We start from the raw sequence: 23,373 nt of genomic DNA on the forward strand, positions 1-23,373 counted from the left end.
GCCGGGCGGGCTCCCGCGCCCGCGCCCTGGATCGCCGGGCGGGAGTCCCTGGGCCCGCCCGGGGCCCGAGGACGGCCGTCACCGCGTCCGGCGGGATCGACCGGCATCGCCGAACGGCCCGCGCCCGGCGCCCGGTTCACCGCGTCGAGGTCGGCAATCCCGGCCGTCCACGAGGGCATCCGGTGGCGCCATGAAGGCCGACGGGAGGAGCGCCGTCCGGCAGGTCCTCGCCCTCCGGCCGGCCTCTACGGCCGCGTGCCGGCTGTCGAGCGCGTCGGCCCGCTCCTCGGGCAGCGCCACCGCCTCGTCCGGCGGCGGAACTCCCGTCAGCGGCATCTCCACCCCCTGCCCCGGTGTACCGATGGGCATCAACCGCGACATATCGCGTATTCGCCGGGTCGTGGCACGATCGGACCGGGACGGGACCAATCCGTCGCGCGTCGCGCTCCGAATTCCCGGTGAAGCCGTCCGGTACGCCGGACGACGTGCCAGCCAGCCCGCACCGTGGAGGAACAGCCGCGTGAAACAAGCCGTGCATATCGGCGGCCCCGCTTCTGCCGGGCCGGACCTGCAGGAATTGCTGGGCCAGGTGGCCCGGGGCGATCAGGAAGCCTTCGCCCGTGTGTACGACATGGTCTGCGGGCCCGTACTCGGGCTCGTCCGCTCCGTCCTGCGCGACCCCGCCCAGTCCGAGGAGGTGACCCAGGAGGTCCTGCTGGAGGTCTGGCGCAGCGCCCCGCGTTTCCAGGCCTCGCGCGGCAGCGGTATGACCTGGGTGCTGACCCTCGCGCACCGGCGCGCGGTGGACCGGGTCCGCTCCGCCCAGGCGTCCAGCGACCGCGAGCACCGCGCGGCGCTGCTGGACCGGACACCGGCCTTCGACGAGGTCACCGAGCAGGTCGAGTCCCGGCTGGAGCGCGAGCAGGTACGGCGCTGTGTCCGTACCCTCACCGAACTCCAGCGCCAGTCGGTCACGCTCGCCTATTACCAGGGGCTCGCGTACCGGGAAGTCGCCGAACTGCTCTCCGTGCCGCTCGGCACGGTCAAGACACGACTGCGCGACGGCCTCATCCGGCTGCGCGACTGCCTGGGGGTGAGCGCATGAGCACCGCTGAACTGCACACACTGACCGGCGCCTACGCGCTGCACGCGCTGGAGGCAGACGAGCGCGCCGAGTTCGAGCGGCATCTGGAGGCGTGCCCGGCCTGCGCCCAGGAGGTCGCCGAACTCGCCGCCACCACCACGCGGTTGGGGCTGGCCGTGGCGGTCGCACCGCCGACGGAGCTGAAGGCGCGGGTGCTGCGGCGGATCGCCACCGAGCGCCAGGAACCGCCCAAGGTGACACCGGAGTCCCGTGGCTCGGGCGGCGGGGCCGGGGCCGCGAGGGGGCGCGCGCTGTCGCGCTTCGCACTGGCCGCCTGTCTCGCCGCAGCGGCCGGTTTCGGCGGGATCGCCGTCTGGCAGCACCAGGAGGCCCGGGAAGCCGGCGAGCGGGCATCGGCCTCGCAGCAGCGGTCCGAGGCGCTGGCGGCCGTACTCGCGGCGCCCGACGCCAAGATCAGCACGGGCGGGTTGACCGACGGCGCGACCGGCACGGTCGTCGTGTCGCGCGCAAGGGACAAGGCGGCGTTCATCGCGTCCGGCATGCCGAAACCGCCCGGCGGCAAGGTCTACCAGCTCTGGTTCAACGACGACGGCGCGATGCGGGACGCGGGTCTGATGGACCCCTCCGCCACGTCGGGCTCGGTACTGATGGCCGGATCCGTCGGGGCGGCCTCGGGGATGGGCATCACCGTCGAACCGGCGGGCGGCTCACCGCAGCCGACCTCGGACCCGGTGGCGCTGATGAACTTCCCGGCCTGACCGGCGGCACGGAGCCCTACGGCCCGCACCCGATGACAAGGGGTGCGGGCCGTACGGTTGTTCCGTGTCCGTCAACTGCCGAGTGTCCCGCGGCTACTGCGCGTCCTGCGGCTTCTCCGTCTCCTTCAGCCCGCCTTGACGCGGCGGAAGCGGAAAGAAACCGCTCGTACGGGCGGCGTACTCGGCGAATCCCGGCCGCCGCGCCATATGACGCTCCAGCAGCCGCTTCCCGCTGCCGCCCACCAGCAGACAGCTCATCACCAGCGGACTCACCAGCGTCACGGCGGCGACCACCGGATCGTCACAGACGATCAGGAACAGTCCCCACCACACGCAGAAGTCACCGAAGTAGTTCGTCCGAAGGGCGTACGGCCGGGATCTGGTCCACGCCCATCCGTCGTTCCTCGAAGGAGTCGTCGGAGAGGTCGTAGTGATGGCTGATCGCCGCCCGGTCACGTGCCTTGCTGTGCGGGGCGCCGCCGAGCCCGGCCTGGGAGGACGGTACGGGCGGGCGCGGCCCGACCGCGCCGAGCCGCACCATGGTGGCGACGGCGCGGGCCCGGTCGGCGAGGGTGAGCTTCGGCGGACGCGGCCCTCGCTCGCGCGCCGCGCCCCGGACGGTGCGCAGCCCGTCGGTGAGGTCGCCGTCGATGTCGAGCTCGCCGGTGACGTACGCCTGGGCCAGGCCGAGTTCGTCGGGTTGCCGGACGAGTCGGCGCAGGGCCCGGCGTGAGCGCAGGACGACGACCGGGGCGCCCTCGGGGCCGGCGGTACTGCCGTCCCGGGCGCGCAGGGCCGGCCGGGCCAGCGCGTGGCGGACGACGCGTTCGGCGATCGCGGTACGCGGCCACGAGGCGCGGGGCGGCCGGGCGACGTCCGGCCAGCGCCGCGCGTCCACCGGGGACGACGCCGTGGCGGGCGCCGCACCGACTGTGGTGGCCGCCGCACCGGCCGCCCACTCGGCCGCGGCCACCGCGGGCTCCGGCGAGGTCGGCGACGGCGGGGAGACGTGCGCGCTCATTTCACACCCTCCTGGGGGCGGTGTAGGGGGCGGGGCCGCACAGGAAGGCCGCGCAGATACAGACGGATGCCGTGGTAGCGGATGCCGGCGGAGACGACGGCGGTGGACAGGGGGTGGCGCAGCGCGGTCCGCAGCAGCGCCCACGGGGTGGCCGCGCGCCGCACGCCTCGCAACGTCGCGGTGAACGGCCTACCCCCGTACCGTTCCAGATGGACCGTCAGCTCCAGCCGCTCGCCCGGATCGGGCAGCCGCATCCGGTAGCCGCCGTCGACGGGGAAGAAGGGCGAGACGTACAGCTCCTTGTCCACCCGGAAGGTGTTCTCGTCCGCTCCTTCGGCCCGGTCGCCGGGCCGAAGGAGGTAGCAGTGCCGCTCGCCGTAGGTGTTGTGCACCTCGGCGACGACGCAGAGCGGTTCGCCGCCGGGCGCGTGGCACCAGTACAGGGTCAGCGGGTTGAAAACGTGCCCGAGGACGCGGGCGTGCGCGAGCATCACCACCCGCCCGTCGCCCAGTTCCACGCCACGCGACGCGAGATACGTCCGGAGCCCGGCGCGGATGGTCGGCGACGCACCGCCGAAGTGGTCGCGGGCGTCGAAGCGGGCCAGTGGCCGCAGCGGCCGGGGCAGCCCTGGCGGGTGGTCGGGGTCGATGAGCCACATATAGGTGCGCAGCCGCAGGTCGTAGCGGCGGGGCGAGGTCCGTACATGCGTGACGGTGCACGGGTAGAGCGCGGGAGCGGCGGCGGTCGCGCGGATGTCGGTGCTCACCAGCGCACCCCCAGCGCGGCGGCGGCCTCGACTCCCGAGCGGCAGCCGTCCTCGTGGAATCCCCACCCGTGGTACGCCCCCGCGTACGCCGTGGCGGGTCCGCCCAGTTTGGGTAGCCGGCGCTGGGCGGCCACCGACTCCGGTGTGTAGACGGGGTGTTCGTACGTCATCCGGGCGAGCACGCGGTCCTCGCGGACGCGGTCGGCGCCGTTGAGCGGCACCACGAAGTTCTCGGGGGCGTCCAGGCGTTGCAGCCGGTTCATGTCGTAACTGACCCGTACGCGGCCGGCGTCGGCCTCGCAGGAGGGCATGGTCAGGTTCCAGGAGGCGCGGGCGCGCCGGCTGCGGGGCAGCACGCTCGTGTCGGTGTGCAGCACGGTGGCGTTGCGCGAGTAGCGGAAGGCGCCGAACACGCGCCGTTCGTCGTCGGTCGGGTCGGCGAGCAGCCGCAGTGCCTGGTCGGGGTGGACGGCGACGACGACCGAGTCGTACCGCCGGGTGGAGCCGTCGGCGGTGGTGACCTCGACATCGTGCGGGCCGCGCCGCAGCGACCGGACGGGGGCTCCCGTGTGGACGGAGTCGAGCTGCTTGCCGACGCGTTCGACGCATTCGCGTGAGCCGCCGCTGACCGTGCGCCAGACCGGTGAGCCGCTGACGGACAGCAGACCGTGGTGGTCCAGGAAGCGGAACAGACAACGGGCCGGGTAGCGCAGGGCCGTTCCGGCGTCGCAGGACCAGACGGCCGAGACCAGCGGGGTCAGGAAGGGGGACACGAAGTACGCCGAGAACCCGCCGTCCGCGACGAAACGCCCCAGTGTCATGGTCTCGTCGGGACGGGCTCCGGACGCGTTGTCCGGGGCGCCGGCGTGGTCCGTGTCGTGCGCGAGCAGTCGTCGTGCCCGGCGGTGGAAGGCGGGCACTTCGCTGAGCAGCCGCAGATACCGCCCGCGCAGGACATGGCCGGGGCGCGGGAAGAGGCCGGGCAGCCCCCGGGCACCGGCGTATTCGAGCCCGCAGCCGTCGCACCGTACGGACATGCTCATCTCCGACTCCCGGGTGGTGACGCCCAGTTCGCGAAAGAGCCGCAGCAGCAGCGGATAGGTGCGCTCGTTGTGGACGATGAACCCGGAGTCGACGCGGTGTGTCCGGCCGTCGGACGACATCAGGTCATGGGTGTGGGCGTGGCCGCCGAGGCGCTCGTCGGCCTCGTACAGCGACACCTCGTGCGAGCGCCGCAGTACGTACGCGGCGGTCAACCCGGCGACTCCGCCACCCACGACCGCCGTACGCCGGCGCCGGCCTTCCCCGCTCATACAGCTCCCTCCGATCCGGTTTCGGGCACAGCCCCTCAGGGAGGATTCGAGCCACGGCGGCCGATGGATTGGTGTCGGAGCGATCCTTCTTCCGGCCGGTCCTACTTTTAAATTCTTCGGGTGCGGGACCAATCCGCCTTGCATCCCGCACCGAATGGCCGGTGTGAGCGAAGATCAGAAAGATCCGAGGAGCGGGGCCGGCCATGGGGCGCGTGGCGTACGAGCGGTGCGCGGTGCCTTGGCCGCGCTCAGCGGATTGATCGCCGGGCTCGTGGCGCTCTGCGTCGCCGAGCTGGTATCGGCGGCCGTACGGCCCGAGGCGGGTCCCGTCACCGCGGTGGGCGGCGCGGTCATCGATCGCACACCGGCACCGGTGAAGGACTTCGCCGTCCGCAACTTCGGCAACGACGACAAGCTGGTACTGCAACTGGGCATCCTGGCCCTCCTGGCGCTCTTCGCCATGGCGGTCGGAGTGGCCTCGCTGCGGTACCGGAAGGCCGGCTCGGCGGCGGTCCTGGTCTTCGGCGCGATCGGGGCACTGGCGGCGGTGGAGCGGCCGGACGGCCGCCTCTCCGACGCCCTGCCCTCGGTCGTGGGCGGTCTGACGGCCTGTGGGGTGCTGTATCCGCTGGCCGGCAGGCTGACCTCCCGTCCGTCCCCCCATGGGGATCGGGGGGCGGACGGGCCCGGCGCCCCGGCCGCGGAGAGCTCCGCCGGCGGCTTCGACCGGCGTGGATTCGTCATCGCCGCGACGGCCGCCGCGGTGGCATCGGCCGGAGCGGGCGTCGTCGGCCGACGGCTCAACGCCTCGGGCGCGGCGGAGGCCGCGGCCTCTCGCAGGACCGTCGTTCTCCCGGCCCCGTCCTCACCGGCCCGGCCGGTACCACCGGGGGCCGACCTGGGGATCCGCGGTCTGAGTTCCTTCACCACGTCCAACAAGGACTTCTACCGGGTGGACACCGCCCTGGTCGTGCCCCGTGTGGACGCCGACAGCTGGCGTCTGCGCATCCACGGCAAGGGCGTCACCCGGCCGCTCACGGTCGGCTTCCAGGACCTTCTCCGGCGGGACCTGATCGAGCGCGACATCACTTTGACCTGTGTCTCCAACGAGGTCGGCGGCCCGTACGTCGGCAACGCCCGCTGGATCGGCGTCCCCCTGGCCGACCTGCTGGCCGAGGCCGGCGTGGAACCGCCCTCCAAGGGCGGCCCCGCCGACCAGTTGGTGTCCCGCTCCGTGGACGGCATGACCATCGGCACGCCCGTCGAAGCGGTCATGGACGGCCGCGACGCGATACTCGCGGTCGGCATGAACGGCGAACCTCTGCCGTTCGATCACGGCTTCCCGGTCCGCATGGTCGTCCCCGGCCTGTACGGATACGTATCGGCGTGCAAGTGGCTGGAAGACCTCGAACTGACCACCTTCGCGGAGTACGACGCGTACTGGGTCAAGCGCACCTGGTCCCGCCAGGCGCCCGTCAAGACCCAGTCGCGGATCGACACCCCGCGCCCCTTCGCCTCCCCGAAGGCGGGCACGGTGCCCGTCGCCGGGGTGGCGTGGGCACAGCACCGCGGCATCGAGCGGGTCGAGGTGCGCGTGGACGGCGGCGAGTGGAACCCCGCCGAACTGGCCGCCGCGAACAGCACGGACACCTGGCGGCAGTGGAGGTGGGAGTGGCCCGCCACCTCCGGCAGCCACACCCTCGAGGTCCGTGCGACGGACCGCGACGGCGACACCCAGACCGACAAGCGCGTGGGGACCGTACCCGACGGCGCGACCGGCCGGCACTCGGTGGTGGTCACAGTCGACTGAGGGCCCCATCGAGTGCCGCACACCCCCTGTATCAACAGCACCACCTTTCAAGGAGATTGACATGAAGATCACCCGTTTCCAGCGTGCCGCCGTCACCGTCGTCGCCGCCGTCGCCCTTCCGCTGGCGCTCACCTCCTGCTCCGGCGACGACAAGGACAGCACGGCGGAGTCCTCGTCCGCGGCCGAGGACACGGCGGCACCTGAGGAGACGGCCGACGACGCCGCGGGCGACACCGCGGGCGGGCCGTTCGGTCCGGCGTGTGCGTCGGTGCCGAAGACCGGTCCCGGCAGCTTCGAGGGCATGGGCCAGGCCCCGGTCGCGACCGCCGCCTCCAACAACCCCGAACTCTCCACCCTGGTCACCGCGGTGAAGAAGGCCGGTCTGGTCGACACCCTCAACAGCGCCGAGAACATCACGGTGTTCGCGCCCACCAATGACGCCTTCGCCAAGATCCCGAAGGCCGACCTGGACGCCGTGCTCGCGGACAAGGCCATGCTCACCAAGATCCTCACCTACCACGTGGTGGGCGAGAAGCTGGCCAAGAAGCAGCTGGAGAGCGGCACGTACGACACCCTCCAGAAGAGCACGCTGACCACCGCGGGCTCCGGCGACTCGTACAAGGTCAACGACTCGGCCGGTGTCGTCTGCGGTGACGTCCCGACGGCCAACGCGACGGTGCACATCATCGACACGGTGCTGATGCCGAAGTAGTCCCCTGTTCACGGGCGTTGTCCGGCCTCCCTGTGCTGGCCGGATGACCCCCGTGGATCAGCCGTTCCCCTCGTACGGCGCGGCTCGACGCGACCGGGTGCTCGGAGCGGTCGTTGGCTCGGCCGTCGGTGACGCGCTCGGAGCACCTTTCGAGTTCGGCCCGGCCGGTGCGTTCACCGCCCGCTTCCCGGACGGCGTGGGCGAGTTGTGCGGAGGCGGCGGCTGGGAGCCGGGCGAGGCCACGGACGACACACAGATGGCGGTGCTGATCGGCGAGTCCCTGCTCGCCCGCCCGCCGTCACCCCACCGAGCTGTACGCCACCACCCCGCGGAGCACCCCGTCGACCGCCTTGCGCGCGTTCTTCGCGACCGTGCTGTTCTCGCGGGGCGCCGCCGCGGCGATCTGCCCGAGGACGTCGATCACCTGCTTGCACCAGCGGACGAAGTCGCCCGCCGGCATCTCGGCGTCCCGCAGCACCTCGTCGAGGCCCTTGCCCGACGCCCACATGTGCACCGCCCAGGCGAAGCCGAGATCGGGCTCACGCTGCCCGACCCCCTCCGCCTGATTGATCTTGAAGTCCTCCTCCAGCGCGTCGAGCCGGCCCCAGATGCGGACCATCTCGCCGAGCGCGGCCTTCGCCGCCCCACTGGGCAGCCGCGGCGCCACCGCGTCGTCCGCCTGGCGCGCCTCGAAGACCAGCGCCGAGACGCACGCGGCCAGTTCCGCCGGGGAGAGCCCTTCCCACACGCCTTCGCGCAGGCACTCGCTGGCGAGCAGGTCCAGCTCGCCGTAGAGCCGCGCGAGCCGCTTCCCGTTGCCCGTGACCTCGTCGCCGCGCAGATAGTCCATCTCCGTGAGGAGGGCGACGATCCGGTCGAAGGTGCGGGCGATGGTGTTCGTACGGCCCTCGATCCGCCGCTCCAGCTGACGGGTGTCCCGTTGCAGCCGGTGGTAACGCTCGGCCCAGCGCGCGTGGTCCTCGCGCTCGTCGCAGCCGTGGCAGGGGTGTGCGCGCAGAGCGGTGCGCAGCCTGGCGATCTCACGGTCGTCGGCCGCCGGAGCGCGCCCCTTGCGGTGCCGCTCCGGGACGACATGGCCGGCCTTCGAGCGCAGCGCGGACGCCAGATCGCGGCGCGACTGCGGCGACCGCTGGTTGAAGCTCTTGGGGATCCGCATCCGGTCCAGCGCCTCGACCGGCACGGGGAAGTCCATCGACGCGAGCCGCTTGACCTGCCGCTCGGCGGTCAGGACCAGGGGCCTGGGGCCGTCGTGGTACTCCACGCCCCGGTGTCCGTTTGCCCGCCCGGCCGGCAGTCCGGGGTCGAGCACCAGGGCGAGACCGGCGAACTTTCCGGTCGGCACGTGGATGACGTCGCCGGGCTTGAGCTTCTCCAGGGAGGAAGCGGCGGCGGCCCGCCGCTGCACGGCCCCCTGCTTGGCCAGCTCCGTCTCGCGGTCCTTGAGGTCGCGGCGCAGCCGCGCGTACTCCTCGAAGTCCCCCAAGTGGCAGGTCATGCCCGCCCGGTAGCCCTCCATCCCCTCTTCGTTCCTCTGGACCTGCCGGGAGATCCCGACGACCGACTTGTCCGCCTGGAACTGCGCGAACGAGGTCTCCAGCAGCTCGCGCGAGCGGTGCCGGCCGAACTGCTGCACCAGGTTGACCGCCATGTTGTACGACGGCCGGAAGCTGGAGCGCAGCGGATACGTGCGGGTGCCCGCGAGGCCGGCGAGCGCGCCCGGATCCATCCCGCGCTGCCACAGGACCACCGCGTGTCCCTCGACGTCGATGCCGCGCCGCCCGGCCCGGCCGGTCAGCTGGGTGTACTCGCCGGGTGTGATGTCCGCGTGCTGCTCGCCGTTCCACTTGACGAGCTTCTCCAGGACGACCGACCTGGCGGGCATGTTGATGCCGAGCGCCAGGGTCTCCGTGGCGAACACGGCCTTGACCAGGCCCCGTACGAACAGCTCCTCGACGACCTCCTTGAAGGTGGGCAGCATCCCGGCGTGGTGGGCCGCGATGCCGCGCTCCAGGCCCTCAAGCCACTCGTAGTACCCGAGGACGTGCAGGTCCTCGGTGGGGATCGACGCGGTGCGCTGCTCCACGATCTCGCGGACCCTGGCCCGCCTGTTGTCGTCGTTGAGCCGCAGCCCCGCGTACATGCACTGCTGCACGGCGGCCTCACAGCCGGCCCGGCTGAAGATGAAGGTGATGGCGGGCAGCAGGTCCTCGGCGTCGAGCCGCTCGATGACCTCGGGCCTGCCCGGGGTCCAGATCCGGCTGCGCTGTCTGCGCTCGCGCTCCCGGTCGGCCTCGCGGACCATCTTGCCGCGGCGGCGGTCCCGCGGGTTGTACGTTTTCTGGTTCTCCATCCGGGCCAGGCGGACGAGGTCCGGGTTGACCTCGCGGCGCGCCCCGCCGCGGCCACCGTGGTCGGTGCTCTCCTCGAAGAGGTCGTACATCCGGCGGCCGGCGAAGACGTGCTGCCACAGCGGCACGGGGCGGTGCTCGGAGACGATCACCTCGGTGCTGCCACGGACGGTGTCCAGCCAGTCACCGAACTCCTCGGCGTTGGAGACGGTCGCCGAGAGGGACACCAGGGTCACGGACTCGGGGAGGTGGATGATCACCTCTTCCCAGACGGCGCCCCGGAAGCGGTCGGAGAGGTAGTGCACCTCGTCCATCACGACATAGCCGAGCCCGGTCAGCGACTGCGAGCCCGCGTAGAGCATGTTGCGCAGGACTTCGGTGGTCATCACGACCACCGGGGCGTCTGAATTGACGCTGTTGTCGCCGGTGAGCAGGCCGACCTTGTCGGCGCCGTAGCGTTTCGCCAGGTCCGCGTACTTCTGGTTGGACAGTGCCTTGATGGGCGTGGTGTAGAAGCATTTACGGCCCTCGGCGAGGGCCAGGTGCACGGCGAACTCACCGACGATCGTCTTGCCCGAGCCGGTGGGCGCCGCGACCAGGACGCCCTTGCCCGACTCCAGCGCCTGACATGCCTCGATCTGGAACGGATCGAGGCCGAATTCGTACATCTCGCGGAACGGCGCGAGTGCGGTGGCCTGCTCGGCTGCCCGGATCCGAGCTGCGGCGTAACGCTCGGCCGGTGTGAGGTCCTCTGTCATCTTGCTCACGAGCCTACCCGTCCCCTCTGACAGTCAGGCGATCTTTATGGGTGAGCTGGCGGGCGCCCGTCAGGGGCCGGCGGTCAGTACCCGTACGGCCCCGGCGACACACTCGGCGGTCAGCGGGAGGGGCCCGAGCGGCTCCCCGTCGGCGTAGCCGGTGAGTCCGGGGGCGGCCAGGGTGATCTTCGAGGTGCGGTGGACGGTGACCTTGGGGTGGCTCAGATGCGTGCCCCGGTACACGCGCGGAAAGACCTTCAGCAGCGTGGCGCGGCTGCAGTCCCCGACGACGGTCACGTCGAAGAGCCCGTCGTCCATGGCGGCGCCGGCGCAGATCCGCATGCCGCCTCCGTAGGAGGGGCCGTTGCCGACGGCGACCAGGGTCGCCTCGATCTCCCGCTCGGTGCCGTCGTCCAGGGTCATGCGGTACGGGGCGGGCCTGAAGGCGGCGAGTTCGGCGACCATCGCCAGGTCGTACTTGGCACGGCCGCTCGGCCAACGCATGCGGTTGCCGCGGTCGTTGACGCGTGAGTCGAATCCGGAGGCGAGGACGGTCCCGTACCAGCGCCCCGCGACCCGGCCGAGGTCGACGTCCCGGACGCGGTCGCCTCTGAGCGCGTCGGCCGCTATCCGCCCGGCCGCCGCGGGGTCCCGGATCGGCAGACCGAGGGCACGGCCGAAGTCGTTCCCCGTACCGACGGCGACGACGCCGAGCGGGGTGTCCGTACCGGCCACGGCCTGGAGGGCGAGGGAGACCAGCCCGTCCCCGCCGACGGCGATCAGCGCGCCGGTACCCGCTGCGACGGCCTCGCGGGCCCGCCGCAGCGCGTCCTCGGCGTCGGATCCCAGCACCGTACGGACGGAGTACCCCGCGTCCCTGAGCGCGCGGGCGGCGGGCTGCGCGGCTCGGGCGCCCCTGCCGCGGCCTGCGGTGGGATTGACGAACAGGCTGATCTCACTGGTCACGGTCGGGTCCCACAGGTCACCGTCGGGCTCGGTCCGATCCGGATCAGGTGATGTCGTCGTAGCCGTTCACACGGCTCGTGCGGCTGCTGTCCGCCTGCTCGGGAAGGGCGGGCACCGCGGCGACCGGTTCGACACTCCCGACGCTCTCCGGGGTGTGGTCCAGGTCCGACGCCTCGTCGTCGTCCAGCTCCGCGTCCGGGTCCTTGCGGCGCCTGCGCCGGTCGTTGAGGAGCGAGAAGCCGACCGCGCCGAAGTAGAGGATGACGATGGGGCCCGCGAGCGCGAGCATGCCCACGGGGTCGGTCGTGGGGGTGATCACCGCGCCGAAGACGAAGACGCCCATGACGACGCCGCGCCACCATCCGACCATCCGGCGGCCGGTGACGATGCCGGTCATGTTGAGCATGACCAGGACCAGCGGCAGCTCGAAGGCGAGACCGAAGACCAGCACCATCCGGGTGGTGAAGTCGAGGACCTCGTCGAGCGAGAGGATGTTGGACGAGCCTTCCGGCGTGAGGCTGATGAGCACCTTCACGCTGATCGGCAGGATGATGTAGGCCAGGTAGGCACCGGCCGTGAAGAGCGGCACCGCGCTCGCGACGAACGCGTACGTGTACTTCTTCTCGTTCTTGTGCAGGCCCGGGGCGATGAACGCCCACAGCTGGTAGAGCCAGATCGGGCTGGCCACGATGATGCCGGCGGTGAGGCTGACCCGGATCGTCGTGGTGAACGGCGAGGTGAGGGTGTTGAAGGAGACGACCGCGCAGTTGCCGCCGTCGCTCTCCTGGAGCCCGTTCTCACACTTGGGGACCGACTCGGAGAGGAACGACATGATCTGCTCGCTGTAGAACACGGCCACGATCGTCACCACGACGATCGCGAGCAGCCCTTTCGACAGCCGGTTGCGCAGTTCACGGAGATGCTCCACGAGCGGCATGCGCCCCTCGGGATCCTTCTCTTCTGTGCGGGCAGACTTGGGCAACCCACGTCCTCATCTCGTGCGGCAGGCCGTCACCGTGCCCGGTGCGTGCATCGGCCCAGGGGTCGGATCAGCGCTTGGTCGAGTCGGTGGGCTCCGCGACGGGGCGCGAGCTGGTGACATCGCCGGGCGCGGCCTGGATGGTCCGGGGCGCGGGCTGGTCCGGGTCGGCGGAGGCGGTCGGCGGGTCCGTCGGAGCCGTGCCGCTCTTGTTCTCGTCGGACTTCATCGCCTTCGCCTCGCTCTTGAGGATGCGCGCCGACTTGCCGAGTGAACGGGCCATGTCGGGAAGCTTCTTGGCGCCGAAGAGCAGGATGATGACGACGAGAATAAGGATGATCTCGGTGGGGCCGAGCCTACCCATAGCGATTACCTTCTTCACCGAGGCGACAGGGGGTCTGCGACGACGACCGGACATCTGGCCGAGCATCGTGCTGGCAGCGATCGTAACCCGCAGGGGTAAACGCAGGGCAATGCCTGTGCGTACTCCCTACGACGCGGCCCCCGCCTCCAGTCCGGGACCGCTTCGTCAGCCTACCGCCCGAACTGACGATGGAGGGAGGGTGCATTCATTTATCGGACGGCGTCCCCGGTCCGCGCGAGATGGGTGGCGGCCACCTCCAGCTCCTCTGCCGCCCGGTTGATCCGCCGTGTGGTGGAGGCGACCTGGTGACCGAGGCGCTGGGCCTCGACGAAGACCCGGATCGCGAGGACGCCGAGCACGGCGATCCCGCAGAACCCGAGAGCGATGGCGAGCATGGGCCAGAACATGCCAGGAGCCTTTCCGCTGCGCCTGTCCGGTGGATCAGGCTGGATCAGCGCTTGCTAGGGGGTCGAATGCAGGCGCAGCGTCCGTACGCCGCCCCCGGTGAGCAGCTCCACGATGCGCTCGCCCGCGGGTTTGCGTACCGCCGTCTCGCACTCGGGGCAGGTGAACGAGTAGAAGGTCGTACGGCTGCTGGCGCCGATCGCCAGCCGCAGCGCTCCGGCCGAGAGCTCGAACCGGGCCCGGCACTGGGGGCAGGAGGCCTGGAAGAGGACGGGCACCATGGCCGCCGGAGCGGAGAAACCAGTCATCACGGACAAATCCCCCAATTTCCCTGGTTTCACCGGTTCGTGTCGTCGCTGTCGTACGCCGCCAGCGCCTCGCCCGCCGCCCGGCGCGCGCTCTCCGCCAGCTCCGGCGGGGACGCGATACGGCCGTCCCGGCCCAGCCGCAGCGCGAGGCGCCGCAGCGAGGCCGGCGCCGGGGTGCGCAACGTGATCCGCAGCCCCCCGTCGAAAAGCTCCTCCGCGCTGTCGTGCGGGTAGTACTCGGCGACCCAGCGCCCGCCGGGCCCGACCTCGACCACCACCTCGGGATCGTCGGCCGACGGCTGGACCAGCCCCTCCGACAGATCACGCAGCTCCAGCTCAGGCGGCGCGGCCGGCGCGTCCAGCAGCTTGATCTCGGCGACCCGGTCCAGCCGGAACGTACGCCGCGCCTCGGAGAGCCGGCACCACGCCTCCATGTACGTGTGGCCCACCGCGAACAGCCTGATCGGATCGACCTCGCGCTCGGTCAGCTCGTCCCGCGCCGGCGAGTAGTAACGCAGCCACAGCCTGCGCCGCTCCGAGATCGCCCGGTCCACATCGGCGAAGACACCGCCCTCGGACTCGAAGGTCACCGAGAGCCGGGAGCTGGCACCCGCCACCTCCCCGGCGGCGGCCTCCAGCTTCGCGGTCGCGCGCAGCAGCGCCTGCCGGTCGCTCTCCCGGAGCCCCGGCAGCGTCGCGACGGCGCGGGCGGCCACCAGCAGCGCGGTGGCCTCGTCCGCGGCCAGCCGCAGCGGCTCGGCCACGTCGTCCGGGTTGTGCCACCAGATGCGGTCGCCGTCGGTGTCGATGTCGAGCAGGTCCCCGCCGCGGAAGCTCGTCCCGCACATGGGCAGCACGTCGAGGTCGGAGATCAGCTCGTCCTCGGTGATCCCGAAGGCACGGGCGACATCCTGGACGTGCGCGCCGGGACGCTCCCGCAGATACGTCACCAGCGAGAGCATCCGGCGGGTCTGGTCGATGGCGTTGGCTGCCATGGTGTGTACGAGTTCCCCTCAGACCTTGGCCACGGCGCGCAGCCGGTCCACGACATCGGCCCGCAGATCCGCGGGCTCCAGCACGACCACGTCGGGGCCGAACTCCACCAGCCAGGCGTCCAGGCCATGACCGTACGGGATCTCCAACTCGTCCCAGCCGTCGCCCAGTTCCCGCGACGACACCGCCCGGGCACGCAGCGGGTAACCGCAGTCGGAGCGAAGCCGGATCAGCGCCGAACGCGTCGCCGTCTCACCCGCCCAGCTCTCGACCGTCTCACGCACCGTGACCACATCGGGTACGGGAGCGGTGAAGCCACCGGGCCTGGAACGGACCCGGCCGGTGATCCGCGAGAGCCGGAAGACCCGCTCCGCCCGGCGCTCCCGGTCCCAGCCGGCCAGATACCAGTGCCCGCGCCAGCACTCCAGCGTCCACGGCTCCACCTGGCGCTGCTCGGGCTTGGCGGCGTTGGCCTTGCGGTAGTCGAAGACGACCGGCCGGCGGTCCCGGCAGGCGAGCATCAGCGGCTCGAACGCCGCCTCGTGGACGGGGATGCGCGGCTCCAGGGCGCTGTGGTGCGCCTCGTACGAATCCTCCGCCTCGGGCATTCCCGCGGCCCGCAGCTTCTGCAGCGCGCCGCTGGCGGCGCCCGCCAGACGCGCCTGCTGCCAGACCTTCGCGGCGAGTCCGAGCGCCGCGGCCTCCTCGGCGTCCAGCGTGATGGCCGGGAGACGGTTGCTGTCCCGGCGGGCCAGATATCCGGTCTCGCCGTCCAGATTCTCCACCGTCTCGATGACCAGGCCGAGTTCGCGCAGATCGTCCTTGTCCCGCTCGAACATCCTGTTGAAGCTGTCGTCGGAGCCGGCTTCCAGATACGCCTCGATGGACTCGCGCAACTCGCGCTTGCTGAGCGGGCGCCGCGTACCGAGCAGGCACAGCGCGAGATTCATCAACCGCTCGGCCTTGGCAATGGCCATCGACGCCCTACACCTCATTTGATAGTGCCGCATCCGCGCGTCGACCGTACCGCCCGGGGGTCCCGCGGTAAAAGCCGAGGGCCCACGCCGGACAGCATGGGCCCTCGGTGTGTCCGTGAGTGACCGGACGTAGGTCAGACAGCGACCAGATCGCAGACGAAGATCAGCGTCTCGCCGGGGGCGATCGCCCCGCCACCCGCGCCACGCTCGCCGTAGGCGAGGTGCGAGGGAATCGTCAGCTGACGACGGCCGCCGACCCTCATGCCCTCGACGCCCTTGTCCCAGCCGGAGATGACCTGTCCCTGACCGAGCTGGAACTGGAGCGGCGTACCGCGGTTCCAGGAGGCGTCGAACTCCTCACCGGTGGAGAAGGCCACACCCACGTAGTGGACGGAGACGGTGTCGCCCGACTTGGCGACGGCACCCTCGCCCTCCCAGATGTCCTTGATCTCCAGGTCGACCGGCGGCTCGCCACCCGGGAAGTCGATCTCGGGCTTCTCGATGCTCACTGAACTGCTCCTCTAAATGATGAACGGGGCAACCGGGACAGTCTTACACCTTCGCCAGGATGTCCACGGCGAACACCAGAGTGGAGTTCTTGGGGATGCCCTGCTGCTCCTTGTCACCGAACGCCTGGGCCGGCGGGATGACGACCAGCACACGGCTGCCGACCTTCTTGCCGACGACGCCGTCCTTCAGCCCCTTGAGGGTGAGCTGCGGCAGCGGGAACGTCACGGTCTTGCCGTTCTTGTACGTGCTGTCGAACGTCTTGGCGTCCTTCCACAGCAGCGCCTCGTAGTTCAGCACCACCGAGTCCGTCTCCTTGACGACCTCGCCCTTGCTCTCCAGCACGTAGTTGGAGACGAGCTTCTTCGGCGGGTCCGTCTTCGGCACCGTGACCTTGGGCGCCTTGCCGTCCGCGTTGACCCCGACCTTCGGCAGATCGATGTTGTCCTGCGCGACCTCGCTGCCCTTGGCGGTGGTCGGAACCTGCGTCGCCTTCAGGATGTCGACGACGAAGACCAGCGTGGCGTTGGGCTTGATGTCGCCCTGGCCCTGCGCCCCGTAACCCAGCTCCGGCGGGATGCCGAGCGCGACACGGCTGCCGACCTTCTGGCCCTCCAGACCCTTGTCCCAGCCCTGGATAACCATGCCGGCGCCCAGCGTCAGATCGAAGGGGGCCTTGCGGTCGAAGCTGTTGTCGAACGGCTTGGCCGAGTCCCACGACTGCCCCAGGTAGTTGACCTGGATCGCGTCACCCTTCTTGAGCTTCGCGCCGTCGCCCTCGCTGATGACATCGGTCTGAAGCTCCTTCGGCGGCTTGCCCTCCCCTTTCCCCAGGGTCGGCTTCTCACCGAACTTGGCGCCCGCGGTGATCTCGGGAAGCCCGTTCTTGGACGAGGTTGAGTCGGAGCCTCCGTCGTCACCGCATGCCGCCGTGGACAGCAGCAGTAGGGGGATGACGATGAGGCCGGCAAGTCGGCGCACGAATTCCTCAGATCTCAGACGGAAGGTTAAGTTCCTCGACACTCTAGGGCGTGGCAAGGGCCCCGCACGAGAAACGTACGGGGCCCGAGTCGTGTTCCGGTCCTCAGGTGTCAACCGCCGGCGGTCACATACCGGCGATCAGTTTCTCCACCCGGTCGTCCACCGAGCGGAACGGGTCCTTGCACAGCACGGTGCGCTGCGCCTGATCGTTGAGCTTGAGATGGACCCAGTCGACGGTGAAGTCCCGCCGCTGTTCCTGGGCCCGCCGGATGAAGTCTCCGCGCAGCCGCGCCCGGGTGGTCTGCGGGGGCACCGACTTGCCCTCGAAGATCTTCATGTCGTTGCAGATCCGGGCCGCCTGGCCGCGCTTCTCCAGCAGGTAGTAGAGCCCCCGGCGGCGGTGGATGTCGTGGTAGGCGAGGTCTATCTGGGCGACCCGCGGGTGGGACATGGTCATGTTGTGCTTGGCCCGGTAGCGCTCGATGAGCTTGTACTTCATGACCCAGTCGATCTCGGTACCGATCCGGTCCAGGTCCTCGGCCTCGATCGCGTCGAGCGTACGGCCCCAGAGCTCCAGCACCTGCTCGACGGTGCCGGTACGGATGCCCCGGCGGTCGACGAAGTCCACCGCCTTCTCGTAGTACTCCCGCTGGACCTCGATCGCGGACGCCTCGCGCCCGCTGGCCAGGCGCACCTTGCGCTGACCCGTGATGTCGTGGCTGACCTCGCGGATCGCCCGGATCGGGTTCTCCAGGGTGAGGTCACGCATGACCGTGCCCGCCTCGATCATGCGCAGCACGAGATCCGTGGCACCGACCTTGAGGAGCATCGTCGTCTCGGACATGTTCGAGTCGCCGACGATGACATGCAGCCGTCGGTAGCGCTCCGCGTCGGCGTGCGGTTCGTCACGGGTGTTGATGATGGGACGGGAACGGGTGGTGGCGGAGCTGACACCCTCCCAGATGTGCTCGGCGCGCTGACTGACGCAGTAGACCGCTCCGCGCGGAGTCTGCAGCACCTTGCCCGCGCCGCAGAGGAGCTGCCGGGTGACGAGGAACGGGATGAGGATGTCCGCGAGCCGGGAGAATTCCCCGTGGCGGGCGACGAGGTAATTCTCGTGGCAGCCGTAGGAGTTTCCAGCCGAATCGGTGTTGTTCTTGAACAGATAGACGTCGCCCGCGATTCCCTCCTCGTGCAGGCGGCGTTCGGCGTCGACGAGCAGGCCTTCCAGAATGCGCTCGCCCGCCTTGTCGTGCGTGACCAGTTCGGTCACGTTGTCGCATTCGGGTGTCGCGTATTCCGGATGCGATCCCACGTCGAGGTACAGGCGGGCGCCGTTCCGCAGGAAGACGTTGCTGCTGCGGCCCCATGACACAACACGGCGGAAGAGGTAGCGCGCCACTTCGTCAGGTGACAGCCGGCGCTGTCCCCTGAAGGTGCACGTGACGCCGTACTCGTTCTCCAGCCCGAAAATGCGGCGGTCCATGTCTGAACATTACGCCTGATGGCCTGAGCTGAAACCGTGTTGGGCCGCACCGTTGCGATCATTTTCGTATCCGGCTTCGCCGGTCGTCTCACTTCCCGCGCCCTCCACGGGTGCCGCGAGGACCCCGCGGGTCGCCAGCAGGACCAGCAGCGCGGCCACACCGCCCGCCCCCGCGACGGCGAAGCCGGCCGGTGTCCCCTCGAACTCGACGGCCGGGCCGGCCACCCCCGTACCGAACGCGGCACCGACACCGAAGGTGGTCACGAGCCAGGAGAACGCCTCCGTGACCGTCCCGCGCGGGGCGTGCCGGTCGACGACGATGAACGCGCAGGCCAGCGCGGGCGCCAGGAAGACACCGGAGAGTGCGGCGAGCGCCGTCATGGCCACCACGCCCGGAGTGAGCGTCAGGGGCAGATAGCCGGCGGCGAGCAGCGCGGTGATCCACAGCAGCCGGCGTTCGGGGGTGCCGGTCCACTGCCTGGCCCCGTACACGAGACCGCCGAGCAGCGCGCCGAGGCCGAGGGCGGCCATCAGCCAGCCGTACACGGACTCGCGGCCCTGGTCGTCGGCGTACGCCACGCCCGCGACGGTGATGGAGCCGAGCGCCAGACCGATGAAGAGGAAGGCCGCGAGGAGCGCGAGGAGTCCCGGTGAGCGCAGTGCGCCGAGCCAGTGCGCCTCCCGGGGCGCGGACCGCCAGGCACGCGAGGGCTTGGAGAGCACGACGGTGAGCGCGCCGAGGACGCCGATGCCGTTGATGACCAGAAGGGCGGCGGCCGGGGACCAGAGGGCCACGAGGAGGGTGACGAACAGCGGGCCCGCCGTGAACATCACCTCCTGCGCCACGGCGTCCATGGCGTACGCCCGGTGCACCCGGTCCTCCCGGCCGAGGACGCTGGGCCACAGGGCCCGCAGTCCGCCTTCGAGGGGCGGGGTGAAGAAGCCGGCGACGACCACCGCCGCGTACGCCAGGACCAGCGGCTCGATTCCGGTCACGGCGAGGAACACCATGCCGAGGGCGGAGACGAGCGCGGCGGGGAGCTGGACGCGCGGCTGGCCGACCATGTCGACGGCGCGGCCGAGCAGGGGCTGGCCGATCGCGGTGGACAGCCCGTAGGCGGCGGCCAGGGCGCCCGCGAGTGTGTAGCTGCCTCCCGCGTCACGGGTGAACAGGACGATGGCGATATGACCGGTGGCGCTGGGCAGGCGCCCGACGAGCGTGCCGGCGAGCAGCCGTGCGGCGTGCGGCGCCCTGAGAATGTCCACATAGCCTGCGGCCATGACTCCCCTTCTCTCCCCCGGTTCACCCGGCACAGCCAAGTTTTACGTATAACTTCCGGTGTCATACGTACCATGTCGGCAGCCCGCGGGTCCACAGACTTGACGGGGCGCACGGTCCTGCGCCCGCCCGCGGCAGTCACCACGGAGGACGACGCCCATGGCAGAGCCGCCCGGCACGGACCGGCCCGGTCCCGGCACGGCCGCGCATCCCACGAGACCGACCAGCAGGGATGTCGCGCGGGCCGCCGGGGTCTCGCAGGCCACCGTCTCGCTGGTCCTCGGCGACAAATGGCCCGGCCGGGTCTCCGAACGCACCGCCGGACTCGTCCGCGACACCGCGCGCGAACTCGGCTACCGGCCCAACCTCGCCGCCCGCAACCTCCGGCTCGGCCGCACCAGGACCGCGCTGCTGGTGGTGCCCGCGCTCACCCACGAGTTCTTCGCCCGCGTCTACACCGGCGCCGCCACGGTCGCCGCCGAACACAGCTTCGGCGTGGTCCTCTACCCCTCACCCGAGGGCGTCGGCCCCGCCAGGGACCCCTTCGCCTCCGCACGCGCCGCCCTGGACGGCGTCATCGCGTCGTCCATCGCGACCGACGCGCTCGCCGCCATCCGCGGCACCGACCTGCCACTGGTGATGCTCGACAGCGACCCCACCGGATCCGGCGCCGCCGCGTATGTGAACCTCGACATCGCCGACGCCACACGGCAGGTGACGGACCATCTGCTCGGACTCGGCCACCGCCGGATCACCCACCTCGCCTCGGCCGTCACCTCCTGGACGTTCACCGTCAGGGCCGACGCGCTGGCGGAGGCGGTACGGGGCGTGCCCGACGCGGTCGTACGCACCGTGCCCTCCCCCCTGGAGGTGCACGCCGCGCGGGAGGCCGCCGCACGGGCGCTCAGCGGCCCGGGCCCCCGGCCCACGGCGCTGGTCTGCGACAGCGACGTCCTCGCGGCCGGCGCGGTCAAGGCCGTGCGGAAGCTCGGCCTGCGGGTTCCGGACGACGTCTCCGTCACCGGCATGGACGATCTCGCGCTCGCCACGGCGGTGGAGCCGGAACTGACCACCGTACGGCTGCCGGCCGAGCGCGTCGGCGAGCACGGGATGTCCGCCCTGCTGGCCATCCTCGACGGACGCGAACCCGAGAACACCGTCCTGCCCGTGTCCCTGGTGATCCGCGGCTCCACCGCGCCCCCGCCCCCCGTCTGAGACCGCGCCGCCCGAACGGACCGGTGCCCCGAACCGCACGGGCGGTTCGGGGCACCGGAAGAACCGCGCCGCTCACTGCCCGGCGTCGCCGGACTCCTCCGACTCCTCGTCAGACGGAGCGTCCGTCGGCGTGGACGCCGCGCCGTCCGCCTCCAGGAGGCGGGCGAGCTGACGGCCCACGACACGCTTGAACTTGCGCTCCTGCGGCCGGGTCCGGTCCAGGACCGCGACCTCCAGCCGCTCCGCGGGAATCTCCCGCTCGCTCCCGTTGGTGTCCCGCGAGAGAGCCTGGACAGCCAGCTTCAGCGCCTCCGCCAGCGACATCCCGTCGCGGTGCTGCTGGTCGAGGAACGTACTGATCTGCTCCGAATTGCCACCGACGGCCACCGAACCGTGCTCGTCCACGATCGACCCGTCGTGCGGCAGCCGGTAGATCTGGTCACCGTCGGCCGTCGGACCCACCTCGGCGACGACAAGCTCCACCTCGTACGGCTTCTCGCCCGCACTGGAGAAGATCGTGCCCAGCGTCTGCGCGTAGACGTTCGCCAGCCCACGGGCCGTCACATCGTCACGGTCGTAGGTGTATCCACGCAGATCCGCGTAGCGCACACCGCCGATGCGCAGATTCTCGTACTCGTTGTACTTACCGGCGGCGGCGAACCCGATCCGGTCGTAGATCTCGCTGAACTTGTGCAGCGCGCGGGACGGGTTCTCACCGACGAAGACGATGCCGTCGGCGTACTGCAGCACAACCAGGCTGCGACCGCGGGCGATGCCCTTGCGGGCGTACTCCGCCCGGTCGGCCATGGCCTGCTGGGGTGAGACATAGAACGGCGTCGACACCGGCTATCCGTCCCTTCCTGTCAGTGACATGTCTATTCAGCGGAGGCCGGGATCAGAGCAGTTCGGCGCGCGGGCCGTCGGGCTGCTCCAGCCGGCGCTCGATGATCGAGCGGGCGATCCGCGAGGACTCCTCGTCGGACACCCTGCGGAAACCCTCGCCACTCATGATGTTGACGATGGGATAGATCTTTCGGGCCACATCCGGACCGCCGGTGGCCGAGTCGTCGTCGGCCGCGTCGTAGAGCGCCTGGATGACGAGGGTGATGGCCTGCTCCTCCGTCAGATCGTCCCGGAACAGCTTCTTCATCGCACCACGCGCGAAAATCGAGCCCGAACCGGTGGACGCGTACCCGTGCTCCTCGGAACGGCCGCCCGTCACGTCGTACGAGAAGATGCGGCCCTTCTCACGGTCGACGTCCCAGCCCGCGAAGAGCGGGACGACGGCCAGACCCTGCATGGCCATCGCGAGATTGCTGCGGATCATCGTGGAGAGCCGGTTGGCCTTGCCCTCGAAGGAGAGCTGCGCGCCTTCGACCTTCTCGAAGTGCTCCAGCTCCAGCTGGAAGAGCTTGACCATCTCCACGGCGAGGCCCGCCGTACCCGCGATGCCCACGGCCGAGTACTCGTCGGCCGGGAAGACCTTCTCGATGTCGCGCTGCGCGATCATGTTGCCCATGGTGGCCCGGCGGTCACCGGCGAGGATGACCCCACCCGCGAACGTCACGGCGACGATCGTCGTCCCGTGCGGAGCCTCGATCGCACCCTGGACGGGCGGCAGCACCCGATTGCCCGGCAGGATCTCCGGCGAATGGGCGGACAGGAAGTCCATGAACGAGGCCGACCCGGGCGTCAGGAAGGCAGCCGGTAGACGCCCGGTGCTACGAGTGTTGGCTTCCACGCGTTTCCCTCCAGGTATGCGGTTGCACGGCGCAGGGTGTCGGGGTTGTCCCCCAACTTGCCAATGGCCGAATTGCAGTTGAAGCACAGTACGCCCCGGACCCTACCCGTCTCATGGCAGTGATCCACATGCGCGGCGGGCGCGGAGAGACAGATGGCGCAGATACCCATCTGCGACGAGATCATCTCGTCGCGCTGGGCTTCGGTGATGCCGTACTGCCGCTTCAGGTGGCCAGCCCGCCCTTGGACCGCCCGGCATGACTTGCACCATGTGGAGAGCCCGTCGGACGCGCTGGAATTCCGGTGCCACTCGCTGTGTGGTTTGACTTCGCCACAGACCCGGCACACCTTGTGCCCCGTAGGCACGTCAACCTTCTCGCGGACAACCTTGCCTTCAGCCTCCCGGCGGCGCCGGTAGTACATGGCGCTGTACTCCGCCACACACTGCCGACACCGCGTTTGGAGGCCATCTCGCCTATTTTTGTCCGCCGCGAAGCTGTTGGGCTGCAGGATGCGACGGCAACCCGCACACTGCTTCCCTTCGGGCGGATCGCCCATTC

General features: G+C 70.6%; 22 protein-coding genes and 3 pseudogenes. 6 read left to right on the forward strand and 19 right to left on the reverse strand.

Annotated elements, in window-relative coordinates; all coding sequences use genetic code 11:
* Positions 1–520 precede the first annotated feature (520 nt).
* Both SSPS47_RS05450 and SSPS47_RS05455 read left to right on the forward strand, forming a co-directional pair.
* Positions 521–1,105, forward strand: a complete 585-nt coding sequence (locus tag SSPS47_RS05450) for a sigma-70 family RNA polymerase sigma factor (protein ID WP_147877346.1) — start codon at positions 521–523, stop codon at positions 1,103–1,105.
* A complete protein-coding gene (locus tag SSPS47_RS05455) occupies positions 1,102–1,863 on the forward strand; it encodes an anti-sigma factor (RefSeq protein WP_164249159.1) in 762 nt (253 codons plus the stop codon). Before SSPS47_RS05450 ends, SSPS47_RS05455 begins: the two co-directional genes overlap by 4 nt.
* Positions 1,864–1,956: 93 nt before the next feature.
* Here SSPS47_RS05455 and SSPS47_RS05460 read toward each other — a convergent pair.
* The 4 genes and pseudogenes from SSPS47_RS05460 to SSPS47_RS05475 all read right to left on the reverse strand — a co-directional run.
* Positions 1,957–2,217 (reverse strand): annotated as a pseudogene (locus tag SSPS47_RS05460) (DUF1295 domain-containing protein); the annotation flags it as partial.
* 58 nt (positions 2,218–2,275) lie between these two features.
* Positions 2,276–2,698, reverse strand: a pseudogene (locus tag SSPS47_RS05465) (SAM-dependent methyltransferase); the annotation flags it as partial.
* A gap of 182 nt (positions 2,699–2,880) precedes the next feature.
* A complete protein-coding gene (locus tag SSPS47_RS05470; protein WP_239064783.1) occupies positions 2,881–3,651 on the reverse strand; it encodes a DUF1365 domain-containing protein in 771 nt (256 codons plus the stop codon).
* Positions 3,648–4,964: an FAD-dependent oxidoreductase gene (locus tag SSPS47_RS05475; protein ID WP_164249161.1), complete on the reverse strand. Its 1,317-nt coding sequence runs from the start codon at positions 4,962–4,964 to the stop codon at positions 3,648–3,650. Before SSPS47_RS05475 ends, SSPS47_RS05470 begins: the two co-directional genes overlap by 4 nt.
* 226 nt (positions 4,965–5,190) lie before the next feature.
* Between SSPS47_RS05475 and SSPS47_RS05480 the strand changes: the two genes are divergently transcribed.
* The 3 genes and pseudogenes from SSPS47_RS05480 to SSPS47_RS05490 all read left to right on the forward strand — a co-directional run.
* The gene (locus SSPS47_RS05480; protein WP_239064784.1) at positions 5,191–6,774 is read left to right on the forward strand and encodes a molybdopterin-dependent oxidoreductase; all 1,584 of its coding nucleotides are present in this window, start codon (positions 5,191–5,193) and stop codon (positions 6,772–6,774) included.
* 61 nt (positions 6,775–6,835) lie between these two features.
* Positions 6,836–7,486: a fasciclin domain-containing protein gene (locus tag SSPS47_RS05485; RefSeq protein ID WP_164249165.1), complete on the forward strand. Its 651-nt coding sequence runs from the start codon at positions 6,836–6,838 to the stop codon at positions 7,484–7,486.
* Positions 7,487–7,529: 43 nt separating this feature from the next.
* Positions 7,530–7,772: pseudogene (locus SSPS47_RS05490) on the forward strand (ADP-ribosylglycohydrolase family protein); the annotation flags it as partial.
* 12 nt (positions 7,773–7,784) lie between these two features.
* Here the strand turns inward: SSPS47_RS05490 and SSPS47_RS05495 are convergent.
* The 12 genes from SSPS47_RS05495 to SSPS47_RS05550 form a co-directional block, all read right to left on the reverse strand.
* Positions 7,785–10,613 carry a DEAD/DEAH box helicase gene (locus SSPS47_RS05495; protein WP_164254397.1) on the reverse strand — a complete coding sequence of 943 codons (2,829 nt, stop codon included), beginning with the start codon at positions 10,611–10,613 and terminating at the stop codon, positions 7,785–7,787.
* A gap of 69 nt (positions 10,614–10,682) precedes the next feature.
* Entirely contained in the window at positions 10,683–11,579 is an 897-nt protein-coding gene (locus SSPS47_RS05500; protein ID WP_164249167.1) for a diacylglycerol kinase, read from the reverse strand.
* Positions 11,580–11,622: 43 nt separating this feature from the next.
* Positions 11,623–12,516 (reverse strand): twin-arginine translocase subunit TatC, encoded by an 894-nt coding sequence (gene tatC, locus SSPS47_RS05505; RefSeq protein WP_164249169.1) that lies wholly within the window; start codon positions 12,514–12,516, stop codon positions 11,623–11,625.
* A 112-nt stretch (positions 12,517–12,628) separates the two neighbouring features.
* A complete protein-coding gene (gene tatA / locus SSPS47_RS05510; RefSeq protein ID WP_078078173.1) occupies positions 12,629–12,922 on the reverse strand; it encodes a Sec-independent protein translocase subunit TatA in 294 nt (97 codons plus the stop codon).
* A 209-nt stretch (positions 12,923–13,131) separates the two neighbouring features.
* A complete protein-coding gene (locus SSPS47_RS05515) occupies positions 13,132–13,329 on the reverse strand; it encodes a hypothetical protein (protein WP_147877359.1) in 198 nt (65 codons plus the stop codon).
* 54 nt (positions 13,330–13,383) lie between these two features.
* Positions 13,384–13,635, reverse strand: a complete 252-nt coding sequence (locus SSPS47_RS05520) for a hypothetical protein (RefSeq protein WP_187280298.1) — start codon at positions 13,633–13,635, stop codon at positions 13,384–13,386.
* A 29-nt stretch (positions 13,636–13,664) separates the two neighbouring features.
* Positions 13,665–14,630, reverse strand: a complete 966-nt coding sequence (locus tag SSPS47_RS05525; protein WP_164249170.1) for a WYL domain-containing protein — start codon at positions 14,628–14,630, stop codon at positions 13,665–13,667.
* An 18-nt stretch (positions 14,631–14,648) separates the two neighbouring features.
* The gene (locus SSPS47_RS05530) at positions 14,649–15,605 is read right to left on the reverse strand and encodes a WYL domain-containing protein (RefSeq protein WP_164249172.1); all 957 of its coding nucleotides are present in this window, start codon (positions 15,603–15,605) and stop codon (positions 14,649–14,651) included.
* Positions 15,606–15,739: 134 nt separating this feature from the next.
* On the reverse strand, positions 15,740–16,114 hold the full coding sequence (locus tag SSPS47_RS05535; RefSeq protein ID WP_147877363.1) for an FKBP-type peptidyl-prolyl cis-trans isomerase: 375 nt from the start codon (positions 16,112–16,114) through the stop codon (positions 15,740–15,742).
* 43 nt (positions 16,115–16,157) lie between these two features.
* Complete coding sequence (locus SSPS47_RS05540; protein WP_147877364.1) at positions 16,158–17,093, reverse strand: FKBP-type peptidyl-prolyl cis-trans isomerase; 936 nt, start codon at positions 17,091–17,093, stop codon at positions 16,158–16,160.
* A gap of 124 nt (positions 17,094–17,217) precedes the next feature.
* On the reverse strand, positions 17,218–18,579 hold the full coding sequence (gene pafA, locus SSPS47_RS05545) for a Pup--protein ligase (RefSeq protein WP_078078166.1): 1,362 nt from the start codon (positions 18,577–18,579) through the stop codon (positions 17,218–17,220).
* Positions 18,580–18,588: 9 nt separating this feature from the next.
* Positions 18,589–19,860, reverse strand: a complete 1,272-nt coding sequence (locus SSPS47_RS05550) for an MFS transporter (protein WP_164249174.1) — start codon at positions 19,858–19,860, stop codon at positions 18,589–18,591.
* 157 nt (positions 19,861–20,017) lie between these two features.
* On the opposite strand from SSPS47_RS05550, the gene SSPS47_RS05555 reads away from it, so the two are divergent.
* A complete protein-coding gene (locus SSPS47_RS05555; protein ID WP_164249176.1) occupies positions 20,018–21,073 on the forward strand; it encodes a LacI family DNA-binding transcriptional regulator in 1,056 nt (351 codons plus the stop codon).
* A gap of 72 nt (positions 21,074–21,145) precedes the next feature.
* Here SSPS47_RS05555 and prcA read toward each other — a convergent pair whose 3' ends face one another.
* From prcA to SSPS47_RS05570, 3 genes are read right to left on the reverse strand one after another with little or no spacing between them, the layout of a single operon-like run.
* A complete protein-coding gene (gene prcA / locus SSPS47_RS05560) occupies positions 21,146–21,916 on the reverse strand; it encodes a proteasome subunit alpha (protein WP_164249178.1) in 771 nt (256 codons plus the stop codon).
* Positions 21,917–21,968: 52 nt separating this feature from the next.
* Complete coding sequence (prcB, locus tag SSPS47_RS05565) at positions 21,969–22,814, reverse strand: proteasome subunit beta (protein ID WP_164249180.1); 846 nt, start codon at positions 22,812–22,814, stop codon at positions 21,969–21,971.
* On the reverse strand, positions 22,766–23,371 hold the full coding sequence (locus SSPS47_RS05570) for an endonuclease VII domain-containing protein (RefSeq protein ID WP_164249182.1): 606 nt from the start codon (positions 23,369–23,371) through the stop codon (positions 22,766–22,768). The genes prcB and SSPS47_RS05570 overlap by 49 nt, the downstream gene beginning before the upstream one ends.
* Positions 23,372–23,373 lie beyond the last annotated feature (2 nt).

The organism is Streptomyces sp. S4.7, assembly GCF_010384365.1.
Classification (GTDB): domain Bacteria; phylum Actinomycetota; class Actinomycetes; order Streptomycetales; family Streptomycetaceae; genus Streptomyces.

What these genes read in the sequence shown, in the direction of transcription:
- pafA (WP_078078166.1), bottom strand. Translation starts at nt 18,579, where the DNA reads ATGGACCGCCGCATTTTCGGGCTGGAGAACGAGTACGGCGTCACGTGC.
- SSPS47_RS05485 (WP_164249165.1), top strand. Translation starts at nt 6,836, where the DNA reads ATGAAGATCACCCGTTTCCAGCGTGCCGCCGTCACCGTCGTCGCCGCC.
- SSPS47_RS05525 (WP_164249170.1), bottom strand. Translation starts at nt 14,630, where the DNA reads ATGGCAGCCAACGCCATCGACCAGACCCGCCGGATGCTCTCGCTGGTG.
- SSPS47_RS05550 (WP_164249174.1), bottom strand. Translation starts at nt 19,860, where the DNA reads ATGGCCGCAGGCTATGTGGACATTCTCAGGGCGCCGCACGCCGCACGG.
- SSPS47_RS05455 (WP_164249159.1), top strand. Translation starts at nt 1,102, where the DNA reads ATGAGCACCGCTGAACTGCACACACTGACCGGCGCCTACGCGCTGCAC.
- SSPS47_RS05520 (WP_187280298.1), bottom strand. Translation starts at nt 13,635, where the DNA reads ATGACTGGTTTCTCCGCTCCGGCGGCCATGGTGCCCGTCCTCTTCCAG.
- tatC (WP_164249169.1), bottom strand. Translation starts at nt 12,516, where the DNA reads ATGCCGCTCGTGGAGCATCTCCGTGAACTGCGCAACCGGCTGTCGAAA.
- SSPS47_RS05475 (WP_164249161.1), bottom strand. Translation starts at nt 4,964, where the DNA reads ATGAGCGGGGAAGGCCGGCGCCGGCGTACGGCGGTCGTGGGTGGCGGA.
- SSPS47_RS05555 (WP_164249176.1), top strand. Translation starts at nt 20,018, where the DNA reads ATGGCAGAGCCGCCCGGCACGGACCGGCCCGGTCCCGGCACGGCCGCG.
- SSPS47_RS05530 (WP_164249172.1), bottom strand. Translation starts at nt 15,605, where the DNA reads ATGGCCATTGCCAAGGCCGAGCGGTTGATGAATCTCGCGCTGTGCCTG.
- SSPS47_RS05515 (WP_147877359.1), bottom strand. Translation starts at nt 13,329, where the DNA reads ATGTTCTGGCCCATGCTCGCCATCGCTCTCGGGTTCTGCGGGATCGCC.
- SSPS47_RS05570 (WP_164249182.1), bottom strand. Translation starts at nt 23,371, where the DNA reads ATGGGCGATCCGCCCGAAGGGAAGCAGTGTGCGGGTTGCCGTCGCATC.
- SSPS47_RS05495 (WP_164254397.1), bottom strand. Translation starts at nt 10,613, where the DNA reads ATGACAGAGGACCTCACACCGGCCGAGCGTTACGCCGCAGCTCGGATC.
- tatA (WP_078078173.1), bottom strand. Translation starts at nt 12,922, where the DNA reads ATGGGTAGGCTCGGCCCCACCGAGATCATCCTTATTCTCGTCGTCATC.